The following is a 25,964-nucleotide window of genomic DNA, read 5'->3' on the forward strand; positions in this document are numbered from 1 at the left end:
CGCGACGGTCGTCACACCCGGCGGTGAAACTTCACCGTGGCGTCAGCGGCCGAGGGGACCCCGGCCGAGTCGGAGCAGGAGCATCGCGAGGGTGTGACCCTCCTTGCCGAGTTCGGCGAACCGGTCGATGACCTTGACCTCGCGGCTGTGCACGAGTCGCGGACCACCCGACGCCATGCGCGCGGCGCCGATCTTCTTCGAGACCGCCGAGCGTCGTTTGATCGCACCGAGGATGACGGCATCGAGCCGGTCGATCTCGAGGCGCAGCTCGTCGATGTCGTCCGGCAGGTCGTCGACGTCCGAGGTCAGCTGGTACTTATCGAGATCGATCGAGTTCTCGAAGGACGTCGGAGTCGACTGTCGGGGCTCGTCGGATCCGGAGCTCGGGCTGCGATCGGTCACGGCCTGATTTTGCCACGGCGCACCTCCCCGGCCCGCCGGTGCCCACGACATGGACACTGGAGCGCATGCTCAACGCGCGCATGATGTCGATGATCGCGGTGGCCCTGATCGCCGGACAGCTGATCATCCGGGGGTGGCTCGTCGCGACCGGCAACTTCTACTGGGACGATCTGGTGCTGATCGCCCGGGCCTCGTCGAATCCCATCCTGTCCTGGGAGTACCTGGGGCACAGCCACGACGGCCATTTCATGCCGGCGGCCTTCCTGCTGGCCGGGGTGGCCACCTGGCTGGCGCCGGTCAACTGGGCGCTCCCAGCGCTGACGCTGATCGTCCTGCAGGCGATCGCGTCGGTCGCGGTGTGGCGGATGATCCGCGTCATCGCACCCGCGGCCCGCGCCGGGGCGCTGGTGGCGCTGGCGTTCTATCTGTTCAGCCCGATGACGGTGCCCGCCTTCGCCTGGTGGGCGTCGGGCCTCAACACGTTACCGATGCAGGCGGCACTGGCGTGGATCGTCGCCGACGCCGTGGGACTCGCGCGGGGAGACATCGACCCGGAGCGACGCCGGGCGGTGTGGATCCGCTCGACGGTGGTCTTCTTTGTCGCCCTGGCCTTCTTCGAGAAGTCGTTGTTCATCCTCCCGATCGCCTTTGTCGCCGCGGTGCTCGCGAGCGGTGCGGGACGGACCGCGCTGACCGCGACCCTGCGCGCCGGCCGCGAGCTGTGGTCGTCGCTCGCCGTGGTGACCGCGCTCTGGGTCGTCGTGTACTTCGTCACCGCCGATCCCTTTGCGGGCAACCATTCGGTCGGCCAGAGCGCGCGACTGGTGTGGCGGTCGGTGAACCACGCGATCGTGCCGTCGCTGGTCGGCGGCCCGTGGGAGTGGGACCGGTGGACGCCGGGCCCGCCCACCGGTTTCCCCGCAACGTGGATGATCGTCGCCGGCTGGCTGGTGTTGGCGGCGGTCACGTGGTGGGCGGTCAGCCGCAGGCGTGGGGCGGTACCGATCATCGCGTTCGCCGCGCTGTACGCGGTGGCCGCCCAGATCCCGGTGATGTGGAACCGCTCGAGCCCGGAGACCGCGGTCGCCCTCGCGCAGCACATGCGGTACCTCCCCGACACCGCGCTCGTCTTCGCCATCGCGATCGCGCTGCTGGCCGGCGCCCGGTCGACGACCGCGCCCGCCCCGGAACGCCGCCACTCTGCCGAGGAGAAGTCGCCCGCCGTGCTGCTCGTGCCGGTTGTCGCTGCGCTCGCGATGGTGTCGGCGGTGGTCTCGCTCGTGTCGTTCTCCGCGTCGTGGCGCGACAATCCCACCGGCGACTACCTGAAGACGGCGGTCGCGACCCTGCACGACAACGCCGAAGCGACGCTGCTGGATCAGTCGGTCCCGCTGGAGATCCTGCAACCGGTCGTCTACCCGGACAATCAGATCAGCCGCATCTTCGGTCGCGTCGATCCGCGACCGGAGTTCGGTACCAGCACCGACCGGCTCCTCGTCCTCGACACCGCGGGCAACGCAATGCCCGGCGGGGTGACCCAGCGACGGCTCGTCGGTGCGGGACTCGGCAACTGTGCCCGGCCGGAGGTCTCGGGGCCGACGCGCCTGGCACTCGACGGCCCGTTGTTCCCGTGGCCGTGGACCGTCGCACTGAGCTACTGCGCCACCCGCGACGGCGAGGTCGAGATGAAGCTCGACGGTGGACAGGCCATGCGCGTAACGGTCCGTTTGGGCCTCGGCTCCATCTACGTCCGCCTCGACGGCGGCGGCGACGCGATCTCGATACGCCCGGTGACCGCAGGCCTACGACTCCACACCGGCGCCGGCCGGGTCGGCGAGGCGGTCGAGGCGCGCTTCGTCGGCGGTTGACCTACTCGTAGAAGTAGGCGCTGACGTTGTCGGTCTGCCCCTCGGATGCGATCAGTGCACGCAGCGCCGACGCCGCCTCCGGCTCGTTGACGAAGTAGACGACCTGCACGTCCCCGGCGGCCTCGACCTGCTCACCGATCTGCTTCTTGAGCACCTCGGTGCCCTCCCAACTCGGGTCGAAACTGCCGCCGCTGATGTGCTCTTTGTAACCCGGACCGAAGGTGATGTGCAGGTTGCCGTCGGTGCCGATGCCGTCGAAGAGATACTCGCCGCGCTTGACCGCGTAGTAGCTGGGGAGGCCGGTGATCCCGGCGCCGTAGCGGGCCTGGTCGGGGCTCTTGTTGCCGGTGCGGACGTAGACGACCTCGGTGTTGGTCTGCTTCTCGTTGTCGTCGATCAGCTTGTTGAGATCGGCCTCGGTGGTGTCCAGGAAGGCCAGGTACGTATAGGCCGAACGCGGTCCGATCGACGAGTTCGCCGGCAGGTTGGTCGCCGTACACCTCGTGGTGGCGGTGCGGCCGAAGTCGACGCGCACGACCGGCTTGCACTCGCCGCCCAGCGCGCCCGCGGGACGACCGCCGACCGCGAAGTTCAGGGTCATGCCGTAGTTGAAATGGCCGGTGACGTCGTCGGCCCACGGGATACCGGAGACGGAGAAGTCGTAGGCGCAGGCCGCGGTGGTGCACTCGCCGACGAGGCGCGGGGTGACGACCGGCTGCTTGGCCCACAGGCCCGGTGCCGGCGCCGACAGCAGATCGCCGACGAGTGCGCGCTGATTGGCGAACACCTTCTGCGCCTGGTCGGCCGGCTGCAGGCTCACCGAGGTGTCGATGTCGTAGGTCGCCGATCCCTGCTTGGACTGCCCCTTGACGTTGGTGACGTTCTTGGACTCGGGGTCGAAGGTGACCTCCCAGCTGCCGACCTTCACCTTGTTGTCACCGACGAACTCGATGGGCGGATCGCTCGTCGGCCAGCGGCGGGCGTCGGGCGTGCCCTTGTTCGGGGCCGGCAGTTCGACGCCGAGCTGCGGTTCGGAACCGAACTCGACGTTGCCGATGTCGCCGGCCAGGTTGTCCGGGCCGAGGATGGTCCCGAAGCGGGGCAGACTGGTGAACCGCGTCGACGCCCACTTGTTGTCCAGCGGTGCCATGTCGAGGTTCAGCTTCTCGTCGGCGACGAGCAGCTCGTTCCACAGCGAGGTGGGCGCGCTGATGTACGGGTTGTTGCTGATCTGGCGGTATTCGCCCTGCTCGGAACCCAGCGACACCGTGCCCTCGGCGGTGTTGGATGTCGTCACGATCAGATCGCTGAACTCGACCGTGCCTTCGCCGCGGGCGTCGTCGTACTTGTAGGCGACCTTGCCGGTGTACTTGGCCGCGGGGCTCGTCGCCATCTTGAAGAGCACCTCGTCGAGGCTCTTCTGCGCGCGGAACGCGGCGGTCGGTTCGACCGTGCCCGCGCTGCTGAACGGCACGAACGACAGGATCAGGGCGAGCACGAGAGCCAGCGCTCCGACACCGAGGGTGATGGCGGCGGGGGCAATCGACGGTCTCTTCATGTTCGCCTCTTTCGGTCGCCGAGGCACGCCAACCGCATCGACGGGCGCCCCGAGCCAGTGATACCGGGTCATCGTAGCCGCGGGACCAGGCATCTCGGGTCCCAACGCACGGGGTGGTCGAGCGATCGGACGACGGGCATCCGGCCCAAGGCCGACGGGGCGGTGTCGGGGCGGGCGGGTAGCCTGGACTACCGATGAACAGCTCTTCTTCTGCCCCTCTCCTCGCCGGTCGCACGTCTTCCTCGTCTTCGGGGACGACTGCCGCCGACGACCGTGTCGCCCGCCTGCTCGAGGGCCTCAACCCGCAGCAGCGCGCCGCGGTCCTCCACGCGGGCGCGCCGCTGCTGATCGTCGCCGGCGCGGGTTCGGGCAAGACCTCGGTCCTGACTCGCCGCATCGCCTACCTGCTGGCGGCCCGCGACGTGACGCCCGGGCAGATCCTGGCCATCACCTTCACCAACAAGGCCGCCGCCGAGATGCGCGAGCGCGTCATCGACCTGGTCGGGCCGCGGGCCGCCTACATGTGGGTCTCGACCTTCCACTCGACGTGCGTCCGCATCCTGCGGGCGCAGTCGGGCCTGCTGGAGGGGATGAACTCCAACTTCTCCATCTACGACGCCGACGACTCGAAGCGGTTGTTGGGCATGATCATCCGCGACCTCGACCTGGACCCGAAGAAGTTCAGTCCGCGCGGCGTCTCGGTGGCCATCTCGAACTTCAAGAACGAGCTGATCTCGCCCGACGCGGCCGCGGCCTCGGTAAACGAGGACGACTTCACCGCGGCGACGATCGCGAAGATCTTCGCCGAGTACCAGCGCCGGCTGCGGGCGGCCAACGCCTTCGACTTCGACGACCTGATCGGCGAGACCGTCGCGTTGCTGCACCGTCACCCGCAGGTCGCCGAGTACTATCGGCGCCGCTTCCGGCACGTCCTCGTCGACGAGTACCAGGACACCAACCACGCCCAGTACGTCCTCATCCGCGAACTGGTGGGGGAGCAGACCACCGCGAGCGGCCTCGAACCCTCCGAACTGTGCGTCGTCGGTGACGCCGATCAGTCGATCTACGCCTTCCGCGGCGCCACCATCCGCAACATCGAAGAGTTCGAGCGTGACTTCACGAACGCCGAAACAGTTCTGCTCGAACAGAACTACCGCTCGACGCAGACGATCCTGTCGGCTGCCAACGCGGTCATCGCGCGCAACACCGGCCGTCGCGAGAAGAAGCTCTGGACCGACTCCGGCGACGGCGAGCTCATCGTCGGCTATGTCGCCGACTCCGATCGTGAGGAGTCGACGTTCATCGCCAAGGAGATCGAGGAACTCACCGACTACTCGATCGGCGGGTCATCGAGCTACAAGTACTCCGACATCGCGGTCTTCTACCGCACCAACACCGGCTCCCGTGCGATCGAGGAGGTGTTCGTCCGCCACGGCATCCCCTACAAGGTGGTCGGCGGCACCAAGTTCTATGAGCGCAAAGAGGTCCGGGACGTGGTCGCCTACCTGCGGGTGGTCGCCAACCCCGACGACTCGGTGAGCCTGCGGCGCATCCTCAACACCCCCCGACGCGGAATCGGCGATCGCGCCGAGGCCTGTGTCGCCGTGCATTCGGAGAACACCGGCCGCAGCTTCTACGAGTCGCTCGTCGACGCCGCCGAGGGCAAGGTCGCGCTACTGAACACACGCGCGGTCAAGCAGATCGGCGGCTTCGTCGAACTCATCGAGGGCCTGCGCGCCGACTTCCTCACGCACTTCGGCGAATCCGACACCGACGACGCCGACACCGCCTTCCTCGACGCCACCGAGGAGTCCGCCGACATCGGTGAACTCGTCGACGCGATCGTCGAACGCACCGGTTACCGGTCCGAGCTGGAGGCGTCGAACGATCCCCAGGACGGCGCCCGGCTCGACAACATCAACGAACTCGTCGCCGTCGCACGGGAGTTCAGCGCCGATGCCGCCCAGGTCGATCTGGAGGCGGACGATGATCCGTCCATCGAGGTGGACCGCGAGGGTGAACCCGAACCCGGTTCTCTTGCAGCATTTCTCGAGCGGGTCTCGCTGGTCGCCGATGCCGACCAGGTGCCCGACGAGGGTGACGGCGTCGTCACGATGATGACGCTGCACACCGCGAAGGGCCTGGAGTTCCCGGTCGTGTTCGTGACAGGCTGGGAGGACGGGCATTTCCCGCACATGCGTGCACTCGGTGACCCGAACGAACTGAGTGAGGAACGCCGCCTCGCCTACGTGGGCATCACCCGCGCCAAGCAGCGTCTGTACCTGACCCGATCGGTGACCCGTGCATCATGGGGGCAGCCGGTGTCGAATCCGGAATCCCGCTTCCTGCCGGAGATCCCGCAGCACCTGATCGACTGGCGGCGCACCGAGCCGCGTCGTTCGGTACGTGGCTTCGGCGGATCGTCGGGCGGCGTGTTCGGTCGCGACGACTCGTTCTCGGGCAGTGGCGGCGGTTCGTCGTTCGGTCGCGGCCGGTCGTCGTACTCCTCCGACCCGGCCCGCGGACGCAACAAGCAGGTCCACCTCGACATCGGCGACCGGCACAACCATCCCAAGTACGGCATGGGCAAGGTCGTGGCCAAGGAGGGCAGTGGCGCCACCGAACGCGTCACCATCGACTACGGCGGCAGTGCCGGACGCGTCACCTTGCTGACCGCAGGTGGCATCCCGGGAGAAAAGCTCTGAGCAGCACGATCACGTTGCGTTTGGTCCCGCATGCCGGGATGGTCTGATCCGGGACAGATCGCAATGTGATCGTGCCGGCAGTGATTTCAGGGAGCGACGGGGCGGGCGTGAGCGCGTCGCACGCCTCAGATGGCGGAGAGAGGATCTAGCCGGTGTAGCCGGAGAGCTTGACGCCCTTGGCGGCGAGCCACGGCACCGGATCGATCTTGGTGTTGCCGTCCTTCCACACCTCGAAGTGGAGGTGCGGGCCGAACGAGAAGCCCTCGTTGCCCACGAGTGCGATGACGTCGCCGGCGGTGACCTTCTGTCCCGCGCTGACGAGGACGCCCGACGAGGACATGTGGCCGTACATGGTCACCGTGCCGTCGTCGGCGCGGATCTGAACCCAGTGGCCGTAACCGGAGGCCGGTTCGGCCTTGATGACGACGCCGTCGGTCGCCGCGTGGATCGGGGTACCGAGCGGGGCGGCCATGTCGATGCCGCCGTGCATGGTGCCCCAGCGCATCGCGAAGGCGGAGGTGAAGTCGTACTTGCCGAGCGGGATCGGCGAGGTGAAGAGTGGGCGACGGGCCAGGGCCTCGCGCTGCGCCTCGTCGGCGGCCATCTTGGCGCCGACGCCGAGCTGGTCGGTGAAGACGTTCATCTGGTCGGTGACCGGCGACGCGGTGGCCACTCCCGGGCCGAGGTCGACGGGGGCCGTGGCGTCGTTGACAGCTGCGGCGTTGGTGGTGGCGGTGGTGGTCGACGGGTCGTCGGTGGCACCCACCTGGGAGACCGCGGCAACGGCTGCGCCGGCCGCCATGGCGATCAGGGCGGCGCGCCCACCCTTGAGGGCGTTCGGCGGGGCCGCGATGCGGTGCTTGCCGCGGCGACGGACGCGCTGGCCGGCCGGATTGGTGCGGAACGGACGGAGGTCGGAGTCGGACTCGTTCTCGTCGTCGACGAGAATGTCGAGCTCGGCGCCCTCGACGTCGAACGGCTCGTCGTGTTCGTACTGATCGAACTCGTGCTCGGGGATCAGGATGTCCTGGGTGATCTCCGAGTGGGTCGGGCGGTAGTAGCCCTTCCAGGACGAGGGGGTCCAGGTGGTCTCTTCGGACGGTGTCCGGGTGGTGGAAGCAGACGAGCGGGGGGCTTCGTAGCCGAAGTCGTAATCGCTGAGGTCGTAGTCCGTGTCGTCGTCGACGAAGGGGATGATGGTGGTCATCTCCTCTGCTGTGAGGTCGTCGACCAACCCGCCCGATCGGACGCGGCTCGATCCGCGTGAGACTCCGGGTCCCGCCAAATCGTCCACCTCATCTCTTCGCTACCGCGGATCCGACGTAATGTCCGTAATCCTTCTGTGACCAACTCTGAGAGCCGACGGTAACGAAATGATTGCGGCAAGTCCAACCGTAGAAAGCCGCTAATCGGAAATTTGTGAGCTGAGTCACAAGATATTTCCAACTTCGTCAAACCGTCGAATCTTGGGTTTGCCGACCTGGATGCGTGGCTTCCCCGGGTTTGTCGCCGCGATCGATTCAACACCCCGGGCCGCGGGCGTGTCCGGCCGGGTCCGGCGTCCGGCGAATCTGCCAGGTGAGAGGTATCGAGACGTACTCGGGAGTAGGTTCGTACCGAGCGAGTGATCTGTCGCACATGGGCAGGGTGCGCGCGAAGGGGCGATAAAGCACGGGTTTAAAGTCCGATATGGCCCGCGTTACACCCTTAGGCGGGCAAATCTACGAGATGGTGAGCTGAATGGATCTCTTCGAATACCAGGCGAAGGAACTGTTCGCCAAGCACGGGGTTCCCACCACACCCGGTCGGGTGACCGATGATGCCGCCGACGCGCGGGCGATTGCCGAGGAAATCGGCAGGCCTGTGATGATCAAGGCGCAGGTCAAGACCGGCGGACGTGGCAAGGCAGGTGGCGTGAAGTACGCCGCTACCCCGGACGACGCGCAGTCCTACGCCTCCAACATCCTTGGCCTCGACATCAAGGGCCATGTCGTGAAGAAGCTGCTGGTCGCCGAGGCCAGCGACATCGCGGAGGAGTACTACATCTCCTTCCTCCTCGATCGTTCCAACCGCACCTACCTGGCCATGTGCTCGGTCGAGGGCGGCATGGAGATCGAAGAGGTCGCCGCGACCAAGCCCGAGCGTCTCGCCAAGGTCGCCGTCGACGCCGTGAAGGGTGTCGACCTGGAGACCGCCCGCTCGATCGCCGAGCAGGGCCATCTGCCTGCCGAGGTCCTCGACGCCGCGGCCGTGACCATCCAGAAGCTGTGGGAGGTCTTCGTCGCCGAAGACGCCACCCTGGTGGAGGTCAACCCGCTCGTCCGCACGCCGGACGATCAGATCCTGGCCCTCGACGGCAAGGTCACCCTCGACGAGAACGCCGATTTCCGTCAGCCCGGCCATGCGGAGTTCGCCGACATCGAGGCGACCGACCCGCTCGAGCTCAAGGCCAAGGAGAACGACCTCAACTACGTCAAGCTCGACGGACAGGTCGGCATCATCGGTAACGGTGCGGGTCTGGTCATGTCGACCCTCGACGTCGTCGCCTACGCCGGTGAGAAGCACAACGGTGTGAAGCCGGCCAACTTCCTCGACATCGGTGGCGGTGCCTCGGCCGAGGTCATGGCCGCCGGCCTGGACGTCATCCTCAACGACGATCAGGTCAAGAGCGTCTTCGTGAACGTCTTCGGTGGCATCACCGCGTGTGACGCTGTCGCCAACGGCATCGTCGGCGCCCTGGAGAAGCTGGGGTCGGAGGCCAACAAGCCTCTCGTCGTCCGCCTCGACGGCAACAAGGTCGACGAAGGTCGCAAGATCCTGGCCGATGCGAACCACCCGCTGGTCACGCTCGCCGAAACCATGGACTCGGGCGCCGACAAGGCCGCCGAGCTGGCGAGCAAGTAAGGGAGCCACGGAATATGTCGATCTTTCTGAACAAGGACAACAAGGTCATCGTCCAGGGCATCACCGGTGGTGAGGGAACCAAGCACACCGCCCTGATGCTCAAGGCCGGCACCAACGTCGTCGGTGGCGTCAACGCCCGCAAGGCCGGCACCACGGTCTCGCATGTCGACGCCGACGGCAACAACGTCGAACTGCCGGTGTTCGCCTCCGTCGCCGAGGCCATGAAGGAGACCGGGGCCGACACCTCGATCGCCTTCGTCCCGCCGAAGTTCTCCAAGGACGCCATCATCGAGGCGATCGACGCGGAGATCCCGCTGCTGGTCGTCATCACCGAGGGCATCCCGGTACAGGACAGCGCTTACGCGTGGGCCTACAACGTGGAGAAGGGCGCCAAGACCCGCATCATCGGTCCGAACTGCCCCGGCATCATCACCCCGGGTGAGGCTCTGGTCGGCATCACGCCGAACAACATCACCGGCAAGGGCCCGATCGGTCTGGTCTCCAAGTCGGGCACCCTGACGTACCAGATGATGTACGAGCTGCGCGACCTCGGCTTCTCGACCGCCATCGGCATCGGCGGCGACCCGGTCATCGGCACCACCCACATCGACGCCATCGAGGCGTTCGAGAAGGACCCCGAGACCAAGCTGATCGTGATGATCGGTGAGATCGGTGGCGACGCCGAGGAGCGGGCCGCCGACTACATCAAGGCCAACGTCTCCAAGCCGGTCGTCGGCTACGTCGCGGGCTTCACCGCGCCGGAGGGCAAGACCATGGGTCACGCCGGTGCGATCGTGTCCGGTAGCTCCGGCACCGCACAGGCCAAGAAGGAGGCCCTCGAAGCCGCAGGCGTGAAGGTCGGCAAGACGCCGTCCGAGACCGCGGCGCTGGCACGGGAGCTCTACGAGGCCCTGTAAGTCGTCTCGACACCGAAAAACCCGAGCGGGATCATCCGCTCGGGTTTTTTCGTGCGTTCGTCGTTCTGAGCGGGATTACTCGCAGGCGACCCCGTCGCCGTCACGGTCGAGCTTGGCGCGGTAACCGGGCTGACCCGCGTACAGCGGGGCCGCTCCGGCCGCACGGGCCGCCGAGCAGTTGGCGTAGTACGCCGAGGACGGCGCGTCCACCGGCGGCGTCGTCTCGGCCGGCGGGGCGTAGAGCCGTGGGGGCGTGTAGGTCGTCTCGGGGACCGGGGTCGCCGTTGAGGTGCGCGTCGCGGTGCGCTCGGTGGTCGTCGGTGCCGTGGCGCCGCACGAGGACAGGACACGGATGATCGCGTCCTTCTCCGCCTGGGTCATCCAGAGCCGGTAGGCCGCCTTCACCTCGACCTGACGGGACACGTAGGTGCACCGGTAGCCCCTGTTCGGCGGCAGCCAGGTCGCGGCGTCGCCGGCACCCTTCTTCTGGTTCGTCGGACCATCGACGGCCTGCAGGTTGCGCGGGTCGTTGGCGAAGTCGATGCGCTGCTGCGGGGAGAGTTGCTGCGCGCCCTTCTGCCACGCGTCCGAGAGTGCGACGACGTGATCGATCTGGACCGCCGAGGACGTCCCCTGACCGCGGACGAACCGGATCGTCGTGCCGGTGTAGGGATCGTCGAGCGTGCCCGACAGGACGGCGCAGCCGTTGGACCCCGGCTTGAGGGTGATGCCGGTCAGGTCGCGACGCAGGATGTCGTTGCGGGTGTCGCACCCGTTGTGCCCGCCGTCGACGGTGACGTCATCGGACCAGGCCTGGCCGAACAGGTCGCGGTCGTATCCGGTCTTGGGTGCGCGACCCTTGACGGCCAGGGTGTTGAGCGTCCTCAGTGCGTCGTCCGCAGCCGGTGCCGAGGCCACGGTGATCACGGGCGAGGGGGTGGGCAGCGGTGCGTCGGTGGTCGGCGCCGCCACGGCGGAGGTGATCTCGGGCGTCGGCGGCGTCGCCGCGGTCTGCTGGCTGATGCCGCAACCGGCGACGACGAGTGTGAACGCCGCGACGGGGGCCGCGAGCAGCCATCGGGACACCGGGTGCGCGCGTGGGGGTACGGATTCGGGCATCGTCGAGCAAACCTCTCATAGGACTGATCACCATCATGACGCGCACTTGTCTCGACGGGCCTCGGGCACCATATCGGTCCTGAACCGGTGCCGTTACATGACACTCGACGTGACACGATTGCGACGGTCGGGGCTCATCCCCTCGTGCGATAATTCGTCGGTGAACCCCGAGGCGCGGCGCAGCGCGCTATCCCAATTGACGAGGGAGTCGCTGCATTTCGCGGGTGTCGTCATCGACGTCGCCGAGCGTCTACCGGTCGTGGGCGGAGTGGTCGGCTCGGCGCGTACCGGCGTGCAGGAGTTCGTCGTCGACACCCGCGCCTGGGTCGCCACGACGACCCGAACGATCCTCGGTGCGGTCATCCGCGAGGTCGTCGAGGTGCTCACCGAAGAGGTGGATCTCACCGACCTCGTGCTGAACCACGTCGATCTCGAGCGGCTCATCGCCGAGGTCCTCGCGGTCATCGACCTCAACGCCGTGATCGAAACCGTCGACCTCGATCGTGCTGTCGCGCAGGTGGATCTGATGAAGGCGATCGACCTGGTCGACCTCGACGAGGTGATCGGGAAGGTCGACCTCGACGCGGTGGCCGCCAAACTCGACATCGACGCGGTCCTCGACCGTGTCGACCTCGTCGAGCTGGCCGAGGAGATCATCGACGGCGTCGACCTCCCCGACATCATCCGCGAGGCCAGCACCTCGGTCACCGCCGACGTGATGACAGACGTGCGCAGCACCAGTGAACGTGCCGACGACGCGGTCGCCAACGCGGTCAACCGCTTCCTGCGTCGCCGTGGTGCCGAGGCGGTCGAGGCCACCAGGCAGGACGGGGCGACCGAATGACCGCTGAACCCAAACCTGCTCACCCGGCGGTCCATCGGGCGCATGCCGTGCAGGACCGGGACAAGAACGCCGGGATCGTGAGTCGCGGAATCGCGGCATTCCTCGACCTGCTCGTCGTCTGGACGATCCTGGGAGCCTGCTACGCGGGACTCGCGCTGATGAAATTCGTGGTCTCGGTCAGTGAGTACCGGTTTCCCGAGGTCAATCTGTTTTTCACCACAACGGGTTTCGTGGTCACCTCGGTGCTCTACCTGGCCACGTGCTGGGAGGTGTCGGGGCGCACGCTCGGCTCGGTGGTGATGGGACTCCGCGTGGTGAACAGCAAGGGCGAGCGCATCCGGCCGGCGGTCGCGGTTCTGCGGGCGCTGATCTGCACGCTCTTCGCGATCGGACTGGCGTGGGCGGTGGTCGATCGCCGACGACGCTCGGTCGCCGACGTCGTCCTGCGCACCCGCGTCATCTACTCTCGCTGACCGACTTCAACAGGGCCAGACGGAGTTCATCGGCTCTCTCCTCTGGAGGCTGATCTCCCGGGAGGCAGTGCACGAGCGGGATACGGTGTGAGGCATGGGTGAACGGGCACGGCTGTCGGCCGTGGAGCTGCGGGGGATGATCGTCGACGACGGGTCGTGGGAGTCGTGGGACACCGCGATCGTCCGCCCCGCGGTCACCTCTGACGGCGACGACCGTGCCTACGCCGACGACCTGGCCCGCGCCCGGGTGCGTAGCGATTCCGACGAATCGGTGATCACCGGCGCCGGTCTGATCGGCGGTCACCGCGCGGCGATCGTCCTCAGCGAGTTCGGCTTTCTCGGCGGGTCTATCGGCCGTGATGCCGGCGCGCGCATCGTCGAGGCGATCGGCCGGGCCACAAGGGAACGGATTCCGCTGATTGCGTTGCCCGCGTCGGGCGGCACCCGCATGCAGGAGGGGACCGCGGCGTTCCTCCAGATGGTCGCGATCACCGGAGCCGTCACCGCGCACAAGGCGGCCGGGCTGCCGTACCTCGTCTATCTGCGGCACCCCACGACCGGCGGGGTGTTCGCCTCCTGGGGGTCGCTCGGTCACGTCACGTGGGCGCAACCCGGCGCGCTCGTCGGGTTCCTCGGGCCCCGTGTCTATGAAGGACTCTACGGCGAACCGTTTCCCGACGGGGTACAGACGGCCGAGAATCTCTTCCGCACAACGGTCGTCGACGATGTGGTGGAACCGGACGCTCTGGCCGGGCGGCTCGCGGCGGTGTTGCGACTGCTCACCCTGCACGGTGGCGCGCCGCCGACGCAGGCTCCGCAGACCGCGCCCGACGATTCGGGCACGCCGGCGCACCACGCCTGGGCCAGCGTCCTCGCGACCCGTGAACCGGGTCGGGCGGGGTTGATCGAGTTCCTCTCGCAAGGGGATTCGGCAGCGCTGTCCGACGCCGGGCCACTTCGCTTCGCACTCAGCGACTTCGGCGGCCGCGTGGCGATGGTCGTCGGCTACGACAGGGTGTCCCAGGACAACGGCGAGCTGCCCGGTCCCCGGCATCTGCGTGAGGCGCGCCGGGCGATCATCGCGGCAGGCGATCTCGGGTTGCCCGTGGTCACCGTCATCGACACGCCGGGGGCGGAGCTGTCGGTGGTCGCCGAGGAGGGCGGACTCGCCGCCCAGATCGCCCGCTGCACGGTCGAATTGATCACGGTGCCGGTACCGACCGTCTCGGTGATGCTCGGCCAGGGTGCCGGCGGTGCGGCGTTGGCGCTGTTCCCGGCCGACCTGCGGGTGGCCCGCGCGGACGCGTGGTTGTCGCCGCTACCGCCGGAGGGGGCGAGTCTCATCGTCCACCGCGACCTCGAACATGCCGGCGAGATGGCCACGCGCCAGGGCATTCTCGCCGGCCGGCTCGCGGTTCAGGGCATGGTCGACGTGATCGTCGACGCGGACTCCGATGCGGACGCGCTGGACCGGATCCGCGAGGCGATCGGCCGGTATCTCGCAAGTTCGCCGGCGCCGGATCCGCGGGCGCGCACCCGGGTGCCCGCGGCGGACGTCCGATGACCACGCGCATCGTCGCGGTCGGTGCTGTGCTGACCGACGGCGAGGGACGCGTCTTGCTCATCCAACGGCGAAACCCGCCGCAGGCCGGGAAGTGGACCGTGCCGGGCGGAAAGGTCGAACCCGGCGAGTCCATCGAGGCGGCAGTCGCGCGGGAGATGCTGGAGGAAACCGGCTTTCACGTCGAAGTGGGGGAGTTGCTGTGGACCGTCGACATCCCCGGCCCTGACGACGTGGTGTTCGAGGTCCATGACTTCGCCGCGCGGATCGTGTCCGGCACCCTGTGCGCCGGTGACGACGCCGTGGACGCCGGTTGGTTCACGGCTGAAGACCTGACCGAACTCCCGGTGACCCGCGGGTTGCTGAAGCACCTTCGCAAGCACGGAGTGTTGGGCTAGGGAGCCTCGGTCGGGTGTGGACTGCTGCGACAGTGCCGATACGTCCAGCGGTATATTCTTCCGAATCAGGGCGCGGGGAGGGGATTGTCTTGTCGGTTGAAGTGAATCCGGACAGCCTGAGAGTGGCGTCGGGCACGCTGGCTCAGCTTTCTGGAGATGTCGATTCGGCTCCCTTCCTGGGCGCCGCCGAAGTCGCGGCACAACTGGTGGGGAGCAGTGTGGGGTCTGCGCTCGGTGAGTCGAATACGGCGAGTACACGCGCCAAGCAGGTGGTCAAGGCGAGGTATGACCAGTTCGCAAGTCTCCTGTCGCTGTCTGCGGACACATACAGCGACTCGGACGCGGAGGCCGCAGCTCGCATCGCGGGTGTGCCCGACATCAACTCCGCGACTAGCGGTGGGTGAGTGTGACCACTCCAAGTGACGTTCTGAGTTGGAACATCGACTCTCTGCGAGAGTTGTCCACCCGGTCCGCGGCGATCGCCGATGCAATGGTCGGGACGTCAAAGACCATGCGAGACACGGTCTATGATCTGGCCTGGACAGGCGGTGGGCGACGAGCTGCTGAAGACCGGGCCGAACGAGAACGAGAGCAGATCGGCGCGGTGGCGTCCGGCTACGACGCGCTCTCGGCGGCGGCGGCCGGCGCTCATGGGGCGATGTCGCATCCCGTTTCCGAGATTCGTTCGATCATTCAGAACTACGTGATTCCCCCTGTCACACTGTCTGATTCATGGGTCGTCGACGGCGTCGAGGACTGGAGTTCCGAAGCAGGACTGCAGCTGGCCCGACTCGGCGGATTGGTGTCCTCTCTCGTCGGCGCCGACGCCACCTGGGGTGCCGAGGTCGCCGGGGCGACCCAGACTCTCGAGACCATGGCGCCAGAGGAAGCACTGACGTCTGCGCTCGCGGTGATCGCGGACTCCAAGCGACAGAGTCCGCGCGCAGATCCGGAGCGCATGCGTGCCTCTGCGGCTGCCTTCGAGGAGATATTCGGGCGCGAACCATCTGGCTCGGTCGACTGGAAGACTGCCGAGGCGCTGAATCCGAACAGTTACGACCCGAAATACCAAGGCGTCGGACCCGGAATCAAGGTCGCGCGCATCGAACCGGTGCCCGGGCAAGGTGTTGTACGCGCGGCACTGTACATACCGGCGGCCGAGGTGTTCAATGCTCCGCATTACGACCTGGGGGACGATCGGGCAGAGGTTGCGAACTTCGACCCGGAGCATGCCCGTGTCGTCATGTACGTGGACTACGAGAACGGCCTGATCGTCACGAGACAGAATCCCTCGGTCGACTCCACTGGTCAGGTACGGGTCGGTGAGCCTGAGGTCCAGGCACAGCAGCGACCCGATGGATCGGTCATGGTTCAGTACGACGCGGTGAATCCGTTCGCGCCGCCCGGCGCTTCGGTCACCGGCCACACCGTCAACGGCTCGCTTGTCCTGCAACCGACCAGCGGAAACCCCGGCACTGCTCGGATCATTGCCGGTGGTGAGATCACCGATTATCCGTCGGTCGAGATCTACCAGGACAATTCGGCCGGACAGAGCCGCCCCGTGCTGATCGACGCGGCCGACTCCGGCAGTGCAGTGGGGCCGTTGTTCAACCTGCCGGACTACCACGAGGTCGGCGGGGGCCGAGCGATGATGGATCCCTTCAAGGCCGACTTCGACGACCCGAACTGGGAACGGAACAGACCGACGAACCTCGGAGACCCGGACAATCCCCCCACCGTTGTCATGGTGCGATAGTGTCGCGGCCGATGAAGCACCGTGCGCTACTCGCGGATTCCCGATTCTGGCAGGCAGCCACCGTGGCCGTACCGGTATCGGTGGCATTCGCCATTTTCGTCTTCATGATTCTGGCCGGGATCACGGACCGACTGAATCCGGAGTGGTCGTCGTCGCTGGGAGTGGTGATAGGCATTGCAGGCGTGGTCCTCCTGACGATCGCTGTCGGCCTGTGGTGGCGCCGAACACCGCGGTGTGCGGGAGCAGCTCTGGGTGTCTTGGCCGCGAGTGTGGTGGTCGCGTACGTCGCGTTGGTGACACTGTGATGACGACCCTGTCGACGAGGTATCGACGTGAGGACTGGTTCGGGCCGGAATCGTTTGGTGCAGTCGTGATCGGCATGCTCGTGATGTCGTTGCCGTTCACCGGATTGGCCTCCAGGGATGCGCTGTGGCTGGTCGTCGGGCCACCGTTGACCGGGCTGGTCCTGCTCGCACTGAGCACGGCACCCGTTCGGGGCGTGCGATCGGTAAGGCGGGCCGGAACGGGACTTGTGGCGGGTGGTGCCGGAGCGATCATCTCGATACCTGTTCTCCTGGCCGGGGCCGCGCTCGGATCGGCCATCGCCTGAACCGACGAAACCGCCCGGTCCGAGCCTGATCTGACCACGGCTGGTGGTGTCCACCGCCCGACGTGTGGAAGATGGGGGACATGACCGAACTCCTGCCGCTCGATCCCGACCAGCTGCTCTCGACGACGCGCTCGGTGCGCAAACGTCTGGACTACGACCGCCCGGTCCCGCTCGACGTGGTCAAGGAAGCGCTCGAGGTCGCACTGCAGGCGCCGACCGGCAGCAACAGCCAGACCTGGCACTGGATCGTGCTCACCGACCCCGAACTCAAACAGAAGGTCGCCGACTACTACGCGCAGTCCTTCTCGAAGTACTACGCCGCCCAGCAGCCGCGCGACGAGACCGGCAAGCGGGTCGCGTCGAGCGCCCAGTACCTCGCCGACACGATGGGGCAGGTCCCGGTGCTGGTCATCGGCGCGATATACACCGGCGGCGACCTGCCCGAGGGTAACCAGGCCGGCGTCTGGGGCTCGCTGCTGCCGGGCGCCTGGAGTCTGCAGCTCGCGCTGCGTGCCCGCGGCCTCGGATCCGCTTGGACCACGCTGCACCTGGCCCACGAGAAGGAGATCGCCGAGCTGCTCGGCATCCCCGCGGGCATCCACCAGGGTGTCCTGTTGCCGGTGGCCTACTACACCGGCACCGACTTCAAGCCGGCTCCGCGTAAGCCCCTCGACTCGGTGCTCCACATCGACGGCTGGTGAGTAGAGTGCGGATCACCATGTCCGCCACCAGTGACACCCCACCGGTCGACACGGGGGACGTTCCCCGCCCGCCGACCCGTCGCACCCAGGCGAAGGCCGCCCGGCGCGCCGAGCTGCTGACCGCGGCCGCGCGGCAGATGGCCGAACGCGGCTTCGCCGGCGTGCGTCTCGAGGACATCGGCCGCGCGGTCGGGGTGAGCGGGCCGGCCATGTACCGGCACTTCTCGTCGAAGACCGAACTGCTCGACGAGATGCTCGTCGACATCAGCCAGCGGCTGTACGACGGCGGTGCCGAGGTGGTCGACCGCGGCGGTCCGCCGTCGGAGACCCTGCTGGCGCTCATCGGCTTTCACATCGACGTGCTCGTCACGAAACCCGATCTGATCGTCGTCCAGGACCGCGACCTGTCGTCGATGACGCCGGAGGCCAACCACCGGGTCCGGCTGTTGCAGCGGCGCTACGTCGAACGCTGGGTCGACGTCGTGATCGCCATCTACGAGCAGGAGGGCCGCACACTCGACCGGGCGGAGGCTCGCGTCCGCGTACACGCGACGTTCGGCCTGCTGAACTCCTCGCCCCGGCTGCCCGCCTACGACGAGGCGCAGCTGCGGCGTCTGCTCACCGCGATGGCCCTGGCCGCGCTCGGCTGCCGGGTCTGATCAGCGCAGTTCGCGGCGCAACAGCTTGCCGGTCGCGCTGCGCGGGAGTGCGCCGACGATCTCGACCTCGCGCGGGTACTTGTACGCCGCCATCCGTTCGCGGCAGTACTCGATGAGTTCGGTCGGCGTGACCTCCGCACCCGGTTGCAGGGCGACGTAGGCGCGAGTCGACTCACCGCGGTAGTCGTCGGGGATGCCGACCACGGCCGTCTCGAGCACCGCCGGGTGCGACTGCAACACCTGCTCGATCTCGAACGGCCAGATCTTGTACCCGGACGCGTTGATCAGGTCGTTGCTGCGGTCGATGACGTAGAACCAGCCGTCGGCATCCATGAAACCGACGTCGCCGGTGCGCATCTCACCGTGGCGCAGCGCCGAGCCGTCGTCGTCCTGACCCCAGTAGCCGGCGGCGATCTGCGGTCCGGCCGTGACGATGTCGCCGAACGTCCCCGGCGGTACCGGTTCGCCGCGCTCGTCGACGACGCGCGCCATCGTGTCGAAGATCGGCAGACCCACTGAGAGAGCGCCGGTTTCGGCATCGACCGGTGCGAGGACACCGGGCGGCACCATATGGGTCGGCGAGGTGGACTCGGTCTGCCCGTACACGTTGTGGATCATCCCGCCCAGACGTTCGGAGATCCGTTCGGCGACGTCGGGGAGGACCGGTGCGCCGCCCGAATAGCGGAGTCGGAGTGATCCGAACGCCTCGGGCGACGCGTCGGGGTGGTCGGCGAGCGCGATGTAGGCGGTGATCGAGGCGACGGCGAACGCCGGACGCCAGGCGCGGACCGCGTCGAGGACCAGGCCGGCGTCGAATCGGTGGGTGAGGATGAGCGGCGAGCGCAGGGACAGCGCCAGCATCACCGAGCCCACCAGGCCGGTGACGTGGAAGATCGGCGACATGCACAGGATCGGCTCGCCGGATTGCAGGCCCGTCCAGGTGCGATAGGCCTGCGCGCTGAACGTCAGATTGCGGTGCGTCAGCTTGGCGCCCTTGGGTGGACCGGTGGTTCCCGACGTCGGCGCCAGCACCGCGACATCATCCGGTGCGGGTGCGTGCCGGGTGACCGCACGCGAGCCGGTGCCGATCAGGTCGAGGAGTTCGACGGTGCCTGCCGTGGAAACCCGGGACACGTCGAACACGCGCTGCAGATCGTCGCTGCCGGCGAAGTCGAGCGGCGAGGCCGTGACGACGAGTCCGATCGACCCGAGCTCGTCGGCGACCTCCGCGTGGACCTCGTCGAGCACGAGGAGGGCGGCCGGAGTGAAATCGTCCAGGGCCCTGCGGAATTCGCCGCGCTTGTACATGGGGCTGATGAGGGCGGCGACACCGCCGACCTTCCAGGCCGCGAGGAGCCCGAGCACGATCGCGGGCTCGTTCTGGACGGCGATGCCCAGCAGGTCGCCGACCGCGAAGCCGTGTTCCTGCAATGCGTGGGCGAGGGCGTCGGATGCGGCGTCGAGGTCGGCCCAGCTCAGCGTCGCGCCGAAGTAGTGGACGGCCGGAGCGTCGGGGGATGCGGCGATCGCGGCGTCGAACATCTCGAGTGGGGATCCGAACTCGACGTCGAGGTGCTCGGAGAGTCCGGACGGGTAGTGGGCCAGCCAGGGACGGCTCTCGTAGGCGTTCATGCGTACGAGCGTTCGGGGTGACGCGAGCGAGGCGGCAGGTTGTGGACCACGAGGATGAGTCTACGAAAAATGCGCGGCTCCCCATAAGCTGTTCAGCGTGGTCGAACAACCGGTGACCGACAGCGGCGCCGCCGTGCGTGAGTTGCGCAAGCAGGCGGGCGTGACGCTGCGTGGGCTGGCGGCCGGTATCGGGGTGAGCGTCGGGACCATGAGCGCCATCGAGAACGGGAAGGTCGGGCTCACCGTCGACCGGTTGCGCCAGATCGCGCAGTGCCTGGACGTGCCCGTCGCTCGTTTCCTCGAGTCGCCGCAACCGGAGAAGGCGGAGGCCGCCGGGGACCCGACGGACTGGCGTGTGTTCGCCCCGCTGACCCTCGACCCGGTGCTGGAGTCGGCGATCGACGTCTTCGAGGAACTCGGCTATCACGGTGCGACGATGCGCCTCATCGCCGCCGGCGCCGACATCAGTGTCGCAGGCATCTATCACCACTACCCGAGCAAGCAGCACCTGCTCGTCGCGCTGGTCAACATCGCCCACGCTGACCTGGCGCGACGTCTCGACGCAGCCGGCGACGGCGTCGACGCGGTGACCGCCTTCGCCAACATGGTGGAGGCGCTCACGCTCTTCCATGTCGAGCGTCGCGCGCTGGCTCTGGTCCTGGCGACCGAGCTGCGGCGACTCGAGGAACCCAACCGCACTCACCTGCAGGCGTCGATGGCGCAGATCGAGGGTCGCCTGCTCGATACGGCCCGGCGCGCCGCCGACCTCGGCGCCTTCCGGTCCGGCGACCTGTCCGTGGCGACCAAGGCGATCGTCACGATGTGCCTGGCCGTCCCGACCTGGACCGATGACTCCGACGCCGCTCAGGGACGTCGCATCGCTCGCGAGTACGCGAATCTCGCTCTCGGCATGGTGGGTTTCCGGGCCGACCGCTAGGCCCCCCGACCTTCGGCGCGTCCAGGCGGCCTACCCCTGGACAGGGGAAGTTCAGCTTTGCTGAACCTGCCGTGTGTACTGGGCTTTCCCTTCTCTTGCTGACAAATGCTGAGACATCACCGATTTCGCCTCTTGACGGCGCTGCGAACGAGTGCGATGCTCGTCACAATGAACTTACCGAGCGAGCGCTCACAAAGTTCAGTCGAGAAATTCAGTTCGCACCGTTCAGTGTGCGACCCGGAACCGTCGGTTCCGCTCTGGATCGAATCAAAGGAGATGAGATGACCGAGATCGAGACCACTGCGCCGTCCATGGGTGACCTGTTGGGTGCCGACACCCCGTCGAACTGGGGCAAGTGGGGACCCGACGACGAGGTGGGCGCCCTGAACTACCTGGACGCGAGCGAGGTCCTGCGCGGTGTCGGTCACATCAAGTCGGGCGAGACCTTCACCCTGCAGATCGAGATGGGTCGCAAGGAGAGCCCCGGCGACCCGCTGTGGCCGGGTCGCGAGGGCATCAACCGGAAGAACATCCTCGACGAGTCGTCGTGGGACGGCGAAGGTGCACCGCAGTTCCCCGGTGGTCTGCACTACGCCGACGACACCGCGAACATCTTCCTGCAGGGCTCCACGCAGTACGACGCACTCGGCCACGTCTGGTACGACGGCAAACTCTACAACGGCTACGACGCCCGCAGCACCGTCGACGCGCTCGACAAGGCGTCGGTCCTGCCGATCGCCGAGAAGGGCGTCGTCGGCCGCGGCGTGCTGATCGACATGGCCCGCCACCGCGGCAAGAAGTACCTGGAGAAGGGTGAGACCTTCGACCACAACGACCTCGAAGCCGCCGCTGCCGCACAGGGTGTCACCATCGAGCCCCACGACATCCTCATCATCCGCACCGGCTGGCTGACCTACTGGTACGAGCTGAACAACCCGGAGCAGTTCTACGACGGCTTCTGCGAGCCCGGCCTGACCTACTCACGTGAACTCGTGCAATGGTTCCAGGACAAAGAGATCCCGAACCTCGTCACCGACACCATCGCGAACGAGGTCACCACCGACCCGGAATCCGGTGTCGCGCTACCGCTTCACAACGCGCTCATGCGCAACCTGGGTGTCGTGTTCACCGAGATCGTCTGGCTCGAGGAGCTGGCCGAGGCGTGTGCCGCCGACAACCGCTGGAGCTTCCTGTACGTCGCGGCCCCACTCAAGGTCGTCAGCGGCACCGGTGCGCCGGTGAACCCCGTCGTCATCCGCTGACTCATCCCTGAGTCATTCGCCGAAAGAGGTACGTCAGACATGAGCGTCTACGACGACAAGGTGTGGCGCAGCCACTACCGCGAGCAGGATCTCGCGCCGCGGAACATCGAATTCGACACCGCGCTGGACATGTTCGCGGCCACCGCCGCGCGCAGCCCGGACGCCGACCTGATCCGTTACTTCGACGGATCGGTCACGGCCGGTGAGCTCGACGAACTGACCGACGCGTTCGCGGTCGGCATCCTGGACCTGGGCTTCACCCCGGGCGACCGCGCGGTGGTCTACGCCCAGAACATCCCCCAGTTCGTCATCGCGCAGTTGGGTATCTGGAAGGCCGGTGGTATCGCCGTCTCGGCCAACCCGATGTACCGCAGCCGTGAACTCGCCGAGATCCTCGTCGACTCCGGCGCCACGGTACTGGTCGCGATGCAGTCGCTGTACCGCGACGTCGTGCAGGAGACGCTGCGCGACAACCCGACCGCGGTGCGGACGGTGATCACCACCTCGGAGCTGGAGTTCCAGACCGCGAACAGCGGAACCCTGGCCGGCGTCGAGAAGATCGACTGCCCCGACACCGTCGACCTGGCGACGATGCTCGCGAAGTACCGCGGTCAGCGCCCGCCCAAGGTCGATCTCACCGGGGACAGCGTCGCCTTCCTGACCTACACGTCGGGAACCACCGGACCGCCCAAGGGTGCGATGACCACCCACCGCAACGTCGTGTTCAATGCGCAGACCTACCGCGACTGGGTCGGTGTCGACAGTGACGACGTGATCCTCGGCGTGGCACCGCTGTTCCACATCACCGGTCTCATCGCGCACATCGCACTCGCCGAACTCACGGGTGCGCCACTGGTCCTGATGTACCGGATGGACCCGGCGGACACCGTCGCGACGATCGCGCGGGAGAAGGCCACGTTCACGGTCGGATCGATCACGGTGTTCATCGCCCTGATGAACGTGCCGGACATCGACCCGGCGTCGCTGGCGAGCCTGTCGAAGATCTACTCCGGTGGGGCGCCGATCCCGCCGAGCACGATCGCCGAGTTCCAGGAGCGGTTCGGTCACTACATCCACAACGTCTACGGTCTGACCGAGACCACCTCGCCGTCGCATGCGGTGCCGTTCGGCGTGACGGCCCCGGCCGACGAGGAGACCGGGGCCACCTCGGTGGGAATCCCGGTGTACGACACGGTCGTCCGGATCGTCGACGAGCAAGGCAACGACCTGCCGGCGGGCGAGGTCGGCGAGCTGGTCACGGCCGGCCCGCAGGTGGTCGCCGGCTACTGGAACAAGCCGGAGGCGACCGCGAAGGGCATCCCGAACGGCGTGCTCCACACCGGCGACGTCGGCTACATGGACGCCGACGGATGGTTCTACATCGTCGACCGCATGAAGGATCAGATCAACACCAGCGGTTTCAAGGTGTGGCCACGCGAGGTCGAAGACGTTCTGTACGAACATCCTTCGGTCCGGGAGGCAGCTGTCGTCGGCGTGCCCGACTCCTACCGCGGTGAGACCGTGAAGGCGTTCGTGAGTCTGCGACCGGGAACCGAGGCGACGCCGGAGGAACTGATCGACCACTGCAAGACGCGGATGGCGGCTTACAAGTACCCGCGTGAGGTCGTGGTGATGAGCGACATCCCCAAGACCGCCACCGGCAAGCTGTTGCGTCGTGAACTGCGGACGGTGGCACAGTGATGCAGCCGGATCTGACCGTTCGCACCCCGGCCGAGACACTCGATCTCCGGCCGTCGGCGAAGGCACTCGAGCTGCGCGAGAAGCTCATCGCGTTCATGCACGACGACGTCTTCCCGGCGGAGCAGCGCTACGAAGAGGAGCGCGGCTTCGCCGGTCCCGACGATCACGATGTGCCGACGGTCGTGGAGGAGCTGAAGAAGCGGGCCCGCGCCCGCGGCCTGTGGAATCTCTTCCTGCCGTCCGAATCCGGGATCAGCCAGCTGGACTACGCCGGTCTGGCCGAGATCACCGGGTGGAGCCTGCATCTGGCGCCCGAAGCCGTCAACGGTGCGGCGCCCGACACCGGGAACATGGAGCTGCTGCACCTGTTCGGCACCGACGAGCAGAAACAGACCTGGCTGGAGCCGTTGCTCGACGGCCGAATCCGGTCGGCGTTCTCGATGACCGAGAAGGACGTCGCGAGTTCGGATGCGACGAACATCGAGACCAACATCGAACGCGACCGCGATTCCTATGTGATCAACGGCCGGAAGTGGTGGACGAGCGGCGCAGCCGACCCGCGTTGCAAGTTGCTCATCGTGATGGGCAAGACCGATCCCGGGGCGGCGACCCATCGGCAGCAGTCGATGGTGCTGGTCCCGATCGACACCCCGGGTGTCACCGTGGTCCGCGACGTACCGGTGTTCGGTCGTCACGACCAGCACGGCCACGTCGAGATCGTCTACGACAACGTCCGGGTGCCCGTCGAGAACCTGCTCGGTGAGGAAGGCGGCGGATTCGCGATGGCGCAGGCGCGCCTCGGCCCCGGCCGCATCCACCACTGCATGCGTGCGCTCGGCGCTGCCGAACGGGCTCTGCACCTCCTGGTCCAGCGGTCGAAGGGGCGCGTCGCCTTCGGCAAGCCGCTGGCCGAGCAGGGCGTCGTCCAGCAGCAGATCGCCGAGTCGCGCATCGCGATCGACCAGGCCCGCCTGCTGTGTCAGCTGGCCTCGAAGACGATCGACGAGCTCGGCAACAAGGCCGCCGCGCCGTATGTCTCGGCCGCCAAGGTGTCGGTACCGCGCGTGGCGCTCGAGGTCATCGACCGGGCGATCCAGGTCCACGGCGGCGCCGGCGTCAGTGACGACGTGCCGCTGGCCGCGATGTACGGATGGCACCGCGCGATGCGCATCTTCGACGGTCCGGACGAGGTGCATCTCCGCACGATCGCGAAGTCGGAGCTGCGTCGGTGATGGTTGCCGCGTAGCGGTTTCCTTCACCCTTGCTGCCTGAGGTGCGAGGAGCGCAAGCGACGAGCCACGAAGGTCTGGTGAGCAGATGTCGCCAGCCCTTCGTGGCGCTCGCTCCTTGGTTAGCGGGGTGACGGGGGGAGATGTGTTGCAAACCTCCAGTTCTCAGGGTCGCGAACTATCCTGCCGCCACTGACAAATCACCGAAAACTGCTGTGGAATACCTACAGTACTCAAACGGATGTGGCACTCTTGACGGTTCTGTGGGTGCCTCCCGGTGCGCCTGAAGCGCGCAACGCCCTGTCTCACTTAAGGTTTGGTTTGCGAAGACTAAACCGAGGAGCAGGCGTTGCGCGCTACTAGACTACTGCAGAAGTTGCTGAAGATCGAGAACCTGGTGGTTCTTGATGTCGCCATTGAAGACGACGATGACGGCCAGTTGTTGGTCGTCTCGGTCCGTGCGAAACGCAGGCAGGACTCGCGGTGTCCACACTGCCGACGGCGTCGACCAGGCTATGACCGTCCACACCATCCGCGCCGTTGGCGACACCTCGACCTGGGCGGGATGCGCTGCTACCTGCAAGGACACATTGGACGGGTCGACTGCAGCCTGCACGGCGTCGTCACAGAACATGTGCCGTGGGCACGGCCGGCAGCAAAGATGACGCGCCGATTCGACGACACGGTCGCCTGGCTCGCCGCGCACAGTCCATCATCCGCGGTGTGTG

The 25,964-nt window shown here is 67.1% G+C and carries 23 protein-coding genes; 18 read left to right on the forward strand and 5 right to left on the reverse strand.

Annotated elements, in window-relative coordinates; all coding sequences use genetic code 11:
- Window positions 1-42: 42 nt before the first annotated feature.
- Window positions 43-402 (reverse strand): chorismate mutase, encoded by a 360-nt coding sequence (locus tag BJF87_RS10285; RefSeq protein WP_006359755.1) that lies wholly within the window; start codon window positions 400-402, stop codon window positions 43-45.
- Window positions 403-467: 65 nt separating this feature from the next.
- On the opposite strand from BJF87_RS10285, the gene BJF87_RS10290 reads away from it, so the two are divergent.
- A complete protein-coding gene (locus BJF87_RS10290) occupies window positions 468-2,270 on the forward strand; it encodes a hypothetical protein (RefSeq protein ID WP_075863074.1) in 1,803 nt (600 codons plus the stop codon).
- A gap of 1 nt (window position 2,271) precedes the next feature.
- Here BJF87_RS10290 and BJF87_RS10295 read toward each other — a convergent pair whose 3' ends face one another.
- Complete coding sequence (locus BJF87_RS10295; RefSeq protein WP_035754804.1) at window positions 2,272-3,828, reverse strand: hypothetical protein; 1,557 nt, start codon at window positions 3,826-3,828, stop codon at window positions 2,272-2,274.
- Window positions 3,829-4,022: 194 nt separating this feature from the next.
- On the opposite strand from BJF87_RS10295, the gene BJF87_RS10300 reads away from it, so the two are divergent.
- The gene (locus BJF87_RS10300; RefSeq protein WP_006359758.1) at window positions 4,023-6,533 is read left to right on the forward strand and encodes a UvrD-helicase domain-containing protein; all 2,511 of its coding nucleotides are present in this window, start codon (window positions 4,023-4,025) and stop codon (window positions 6,531-6,533) included.
- Between the two features lie 145 nt (window positions 6,534-6,678).
- Here BJF87_RS10300 and BJF87_RS10305 read toward each other — a convergent pair whose 3' ends face one another.
- The gene (locus tag BJF87_RS10305) at window positions 6,679-7,827 is read right to left on the reverse strand and encodes a M23 family metallopeptidase (protein ID WP_035754802.1); all 1,149 of its coding nucleotides are present in this window, start codon (window positions 7,825-7,827) and stop codon (window positions 6,679-6,681) included.
- A 446-nt stretch (window positions 7,828-8,273) separates the two neighbouring features.
- Here BJF87_RS10305 and sucC point away from each other — a divergent pair, with 446 nt between their 5' ends.
- Both sucC and sucD read left to right on the forward strand, forming a co-directional pair.
- Entirely contained in the window at window positions 8,274-9,437 is a 1,164-nt protein-coding gene (sucC, locus tag BJF87_RS10310) for an ADP-forming succinate--CoA ligase subunit beta (RefSeq protein WP_006359760.1), read from the forward strand.
- A gap of 14 nt (window positions 9,438-9,451) precedes the next feature.
- On the forward strand, window positions 9,452-10,354 hold the full coding sequence (gene sucD / locus BJF87_RS10315; RefSeq protein WP_035754800.1) for a succinate--CoA ligase subunit alpha: 903 nt from the start codon (window positions 9,452-9,454) through the stop codon (window positions 10,352-10,354).
- Window positions 10,355-10,429: 75 nt separating this feature from the next.
- On the opposite strand, the gene BJF87_RS10320 is transcribed toward sucD, so the two are convergent.
- Window positions 10,430-11,473 (reverse strand): DUF1524 domain-containing protein, encoded by a 1,044-nt coding sequence (locus BJF87_RS10320; protein WP_042376627.1) that lies wholly within the window; start codon window positions 11,471-11,473, stop codon window positions 10,430-10,432.
- 160 nt (window positions 11,474-11,633) lie between these two features.
- Between BJF87_RS10320 and BJF87_RS10325 the strand changes: the two genes are divergently transcribed.
- The 9 genes from BJF87_RS10325 (at window position 11,634) to BJF87_RS10370 (ending at window position 18,475) form a co-directional block, all read left to right on the forward strand.
- A complete protein-coding gene (locus tag BJF87_RS10325; protein WP_230461914.1) occupies window positions 11,634-12,317 on the forward strand; it encodes a hypothetical protein in 684 nt (227 codons plus the stop codon).
- On the forward strand, window positions 12,314-12,790 hold the full coding sequence (locus BJF87_RS10330) for an RDD family protein (RefSeq protein WP_006359764.1): 477 nt from the start codon (window positions 12,314-12,316) through the stop codon (window positions 12,788-12,790). The genes BJF87_RS10325 and BJF87_RS10330 overlap by 4 nt, the downstream gene beginning before the upstream one ends.
- A 94-nt stretch (window positions 12,791-12,884) precedes the next feature.
- Window positions 12,885-14,354, forward strand: coding sequence for a carboxyl transferase domain-containing protein (locus BJF87_RS10335; RefSeq protein ID WP_042376629.1), 1,470 nt, complete (start codon window positions 12,885-12,887; stop codon window positions 14,352-14,354).
- Window positions 14,351-14,749, forward strand: coding sequence for an NUDIX hydrolase (locus BJF87_RS10340; RefSeq protein ID WP_006359766.1), 399 nt, complete (start codon window positions 14,351-14,353; stop codon window positions 14,747-14,749). The genes BJF87_RS10335 and BJF87_RS10340 overlap by 4 nt, the downstream gene beginning before the upstream one ends.
- 406 nt (window positions 14,750-15,155) lie before the next feature.
- Window positions 15,156-16,505, forward strand: coding sequence for a hypothetical protein (locus BJF87_RS10350; RefSeq protein WP_230461915.1), 1,350 nt, complete (start codon window positions 15,156-15,158; stop codon window positions 16,503-16,505).
- 11 nt (window positions 16,506-16,516) lie between these two features.
- A complete protein-coding gene (locus tag BJF87_RS10355; protein WP_006359769.1) occupies window positions 16,517-16,810 on the forward strand; it encodes a hypothetical protein in 294 nt (97 codons plus the stop codon).
- Window positions 16,810-17,115 carry a hypothetical protein gene (locus BJF87_RS10360; RefSeq protein ID WP_006359770.1) on the forward strand — a complete coding sequence of 102 codons (306 nt, stop codon included), beginning with the start codon at window positions 16,810-16,812 and terminating at the stop codon, window positions 17,113-17,115. The genes BJF87_RS10355 and BJF87_RS10360 overlap by 1 nt, the downstream gene beginning before the upstream one ends.
- An 80-nt stretch (window positions 17,116-17,195) precedes the next feature.
- The gene (locus BJF87_RS10365; RefSeq protein ID WP_040004254.1) at window positions 17,196-17,816 is read left to right on the forward strand and encodes a nitroreductase family protein; all 621 of its coding nucleotides are present in this window, start codon (window positions 17,196-17,198) and stop codon (window positions 17,814-17,816) included.
- 17 nt (window positions 17,817-17,833) lie between these two features.
- Complete coding sequence (locus tag BJF87_RS10370) at window positions 17,834-18,475, forward strand: TetR/AcrR family transcriptional regulator (RefSeq protein ID WP_040004255.1); 642 nt, start codon at window positions 17,834-17,836, stop codon at window positions 18,473-18,475.
- Here the strand turns inward: BJF87_RS10370 and BJF87_RS10375 are convergent, their stop codons facing one another.
- Window positions 18,476-20,107 carry a class I adenylate-forming enzyme family protein gene (locus BJF87_RS10375; protein ID WP_075863076.1) on the reverse strand — a complete coding sequence of 544 codons (1,632 nt, stop codon included), beginning with the start codon at window positions 20,105-20,107 and terminating at the stop codon, window positions 18,476-18,478. It lies immediately after the preceding gene.
- A 97-nt stretch (window positions 20,108-20,204) separates the two neighbouring features.
- Here BJF87_RS10375 and BJF87_RS10380 point away from each other — a divergent pair, with 97 nt between their 5' ends.
- The 5 genes from BJF87_RS10380 to BJF87_RS25470 form a co-directional block, all read left to right on the forward strand.
- Window positions 20,205-21,044 carry a TetR family transcriptional regulator gene (locus BJF87_RS10380; RefSeq protein ID WP_006359774.1) on the forward strand — a complete coding sequence of 280 codons (840 nt, stop codon included), beginning with the start codon at window positions 20,205-20,207 and terminating at the stop codon, window positions 21,042-21,044.
- 281 nt (window positions 21,045-21,325) lie between these two features.
- The gene (locus BJF87_RS10385) at window positions 21,326-22,306 is read left to right on the forward strand and encodes a cyclase family protein (RefSeq protein ID WP_035754788.1); all 981 of its coding nucleotides are present in this window, start codon (window positions 21,326-21,328) and stop codon (window positions 22,304-22,306) included.
- 39 nt (window positions 22,307-22,345) lie between these two features.
- Entirely contained in the window at window positions 22,346-24,007 is a 1,662-nt protein-coding gene (locus BJF87_RS10390; protein WP_075863077.1) for a class I adenylate-forming enzyme family protein, read from the forward strand.
- A complete protein-coding gene (locus tag BJF87_RS10395; RefSeq protein ID WP_075863078.1) occupies window positions 24,007-25,239 on the forward strand; it encodes an acyl-CoA dehydrogenase family protein in 1,233 nt (410 codons plus the stop codon). Before BJF87_RS10390 ends, BJF87_RS10395 begins: the two co-directional genes overlap by 1 nt.
- 373 nt (window positions 25,240-25,612) lie before the next feature.
- The coding region (locus BJF87_RS25470) for a transposase family protein (protein WP_187346488.1) at window positions 25,613-25,964 on the forward strand (352 nt) is incomplete at its 3' end.

It is taken from the genome of Gordonia sp. CNJ-863 (assembly GCF_001942325.1).
GTDB classification, from domain to species: domain Bacteria; phylum Actinomycetota; class Actinomycetes; order Mycobacteriales; family Mycobacteriaceae; genus Gordonia; species Gordonia alkanivorans.

Bases quoted from the DNA above. Each gene is read 5' to 3' on its own strand.
- BJF87_RS10360 (WP_006359770.1), top strand. From the start codon at position 16,810: ATGACGACCCTGTCGACGAGGTATCGACGTGAGGACTGGTTCGGGCCG.
- BJF87_RS10340 (WP_006359766.1), top strand. From the start codon at position 14,351: ATGACCACGCGCATCGTCGCGGTCGGTGCTGTGCTGACCGACGGCGAG.
- BJF87_RS10365 (WP_040004254.1), top strand. From the start codon at position 17,196: ATGACCGAACTCCTGCCGCTCGATCCCGACCAGCTGCTCTCGACGACG.
- BJF87_RS10290 (WP_075863074.1), top strand. From the start codon at position 468: ATGCTCAACGCGCGCATGATGTCGATGATCGCGGTGGCCCTGATCGCC.
- BJF87_RS10335 (WP_042376629.1), top strand. From the start codon at position 12,885: ATGGGTGAACGGGCACGGCTGTCGGCCGTGGAGCTGCGGGGGATGATC.
- sucD (WP_035754800.1), top strand. From the start codon at position 9,452: ATGTCGATCTTTCTGAACAAGGACAACAAGGTCATCGTCCAGGGCATC.
- BJF87_RS10385 (WP_035754788.1), top strand. From the start codon at position 21,326: ATGACCGAGATCGAGACCACTGCGCCGTCCATGGGTGACCTGTTGGGT.
- BJF87_RS10330 (WP_006359764.1), top strand. From the start codon at position 12,314: ATGACCGCTGAACCCAAACCTGCTCACCCGGCGGTCCATCGGGCGCAT.
- BJF87_RS10355 (WP_006359769.1), top strand. From the start codon at position 16,517: ATGAAGCACCGTGCGCTACTCGCGGATTCCCGATTCTGGCAGGCAGCC.
- BJF87_RS10295 (WP_035754804.1), bottom strand. From the start codon at position 3,828: ATGAAGAGACCGTCGATTGCCCCCGCCGCCATCACCCTCGGTGTCGGA.
- BJF87_RS10300 (WP_006359758.1), top strand. From the start codon at position 4,023: ATGAACAGCTCTTCTTCTGCCCCTCTCCTCGCCGGTCGCACGTCTTCC.
- BJF87_RS10320 (WP_042376627.1), bottom strand. From the start codon at position 11,473: ATGCCCGAATCCGTACCCCCACGCGCGCACCCGGTGTCCCGATGGCTG.
- sucC (WP_006359760.1), top strand. From the start codon at position 8,274: ATGGATCTCTTCGAATACCAGGCGAAGGAACTGTTCGCCAAGCACGGG.
- BJF87_RS10390 (WP_075863077.1), top strand. From the start codon at position 22,346: ATGAGCGTCTACGACGACAAGGTGTGGCGCAGCCACTACCGCGAGCAG.
- BJF87_RS10395 (WP_075863078.1), top strand. From the start codon at position 24,007: ATGCAGCCGGATCTGACCGTTCGCACCCCGGCCGAGACACTCGATCTC.
- BJF87_RS10370 (WP_040004255.1), top strand. From the start codon at position 17,834: ATGTCCGCCACCAGTGACACCCCACCGGTCGACACGGGGGACGTTCCC.
- BJF87_RS10375 (WP_075863076.1), bottom strand. From the start codon at position 20,107: ATGAACGCCTACGAGAGCCGTCCCTGGCTGGCCCACTACCCGTCCGGA.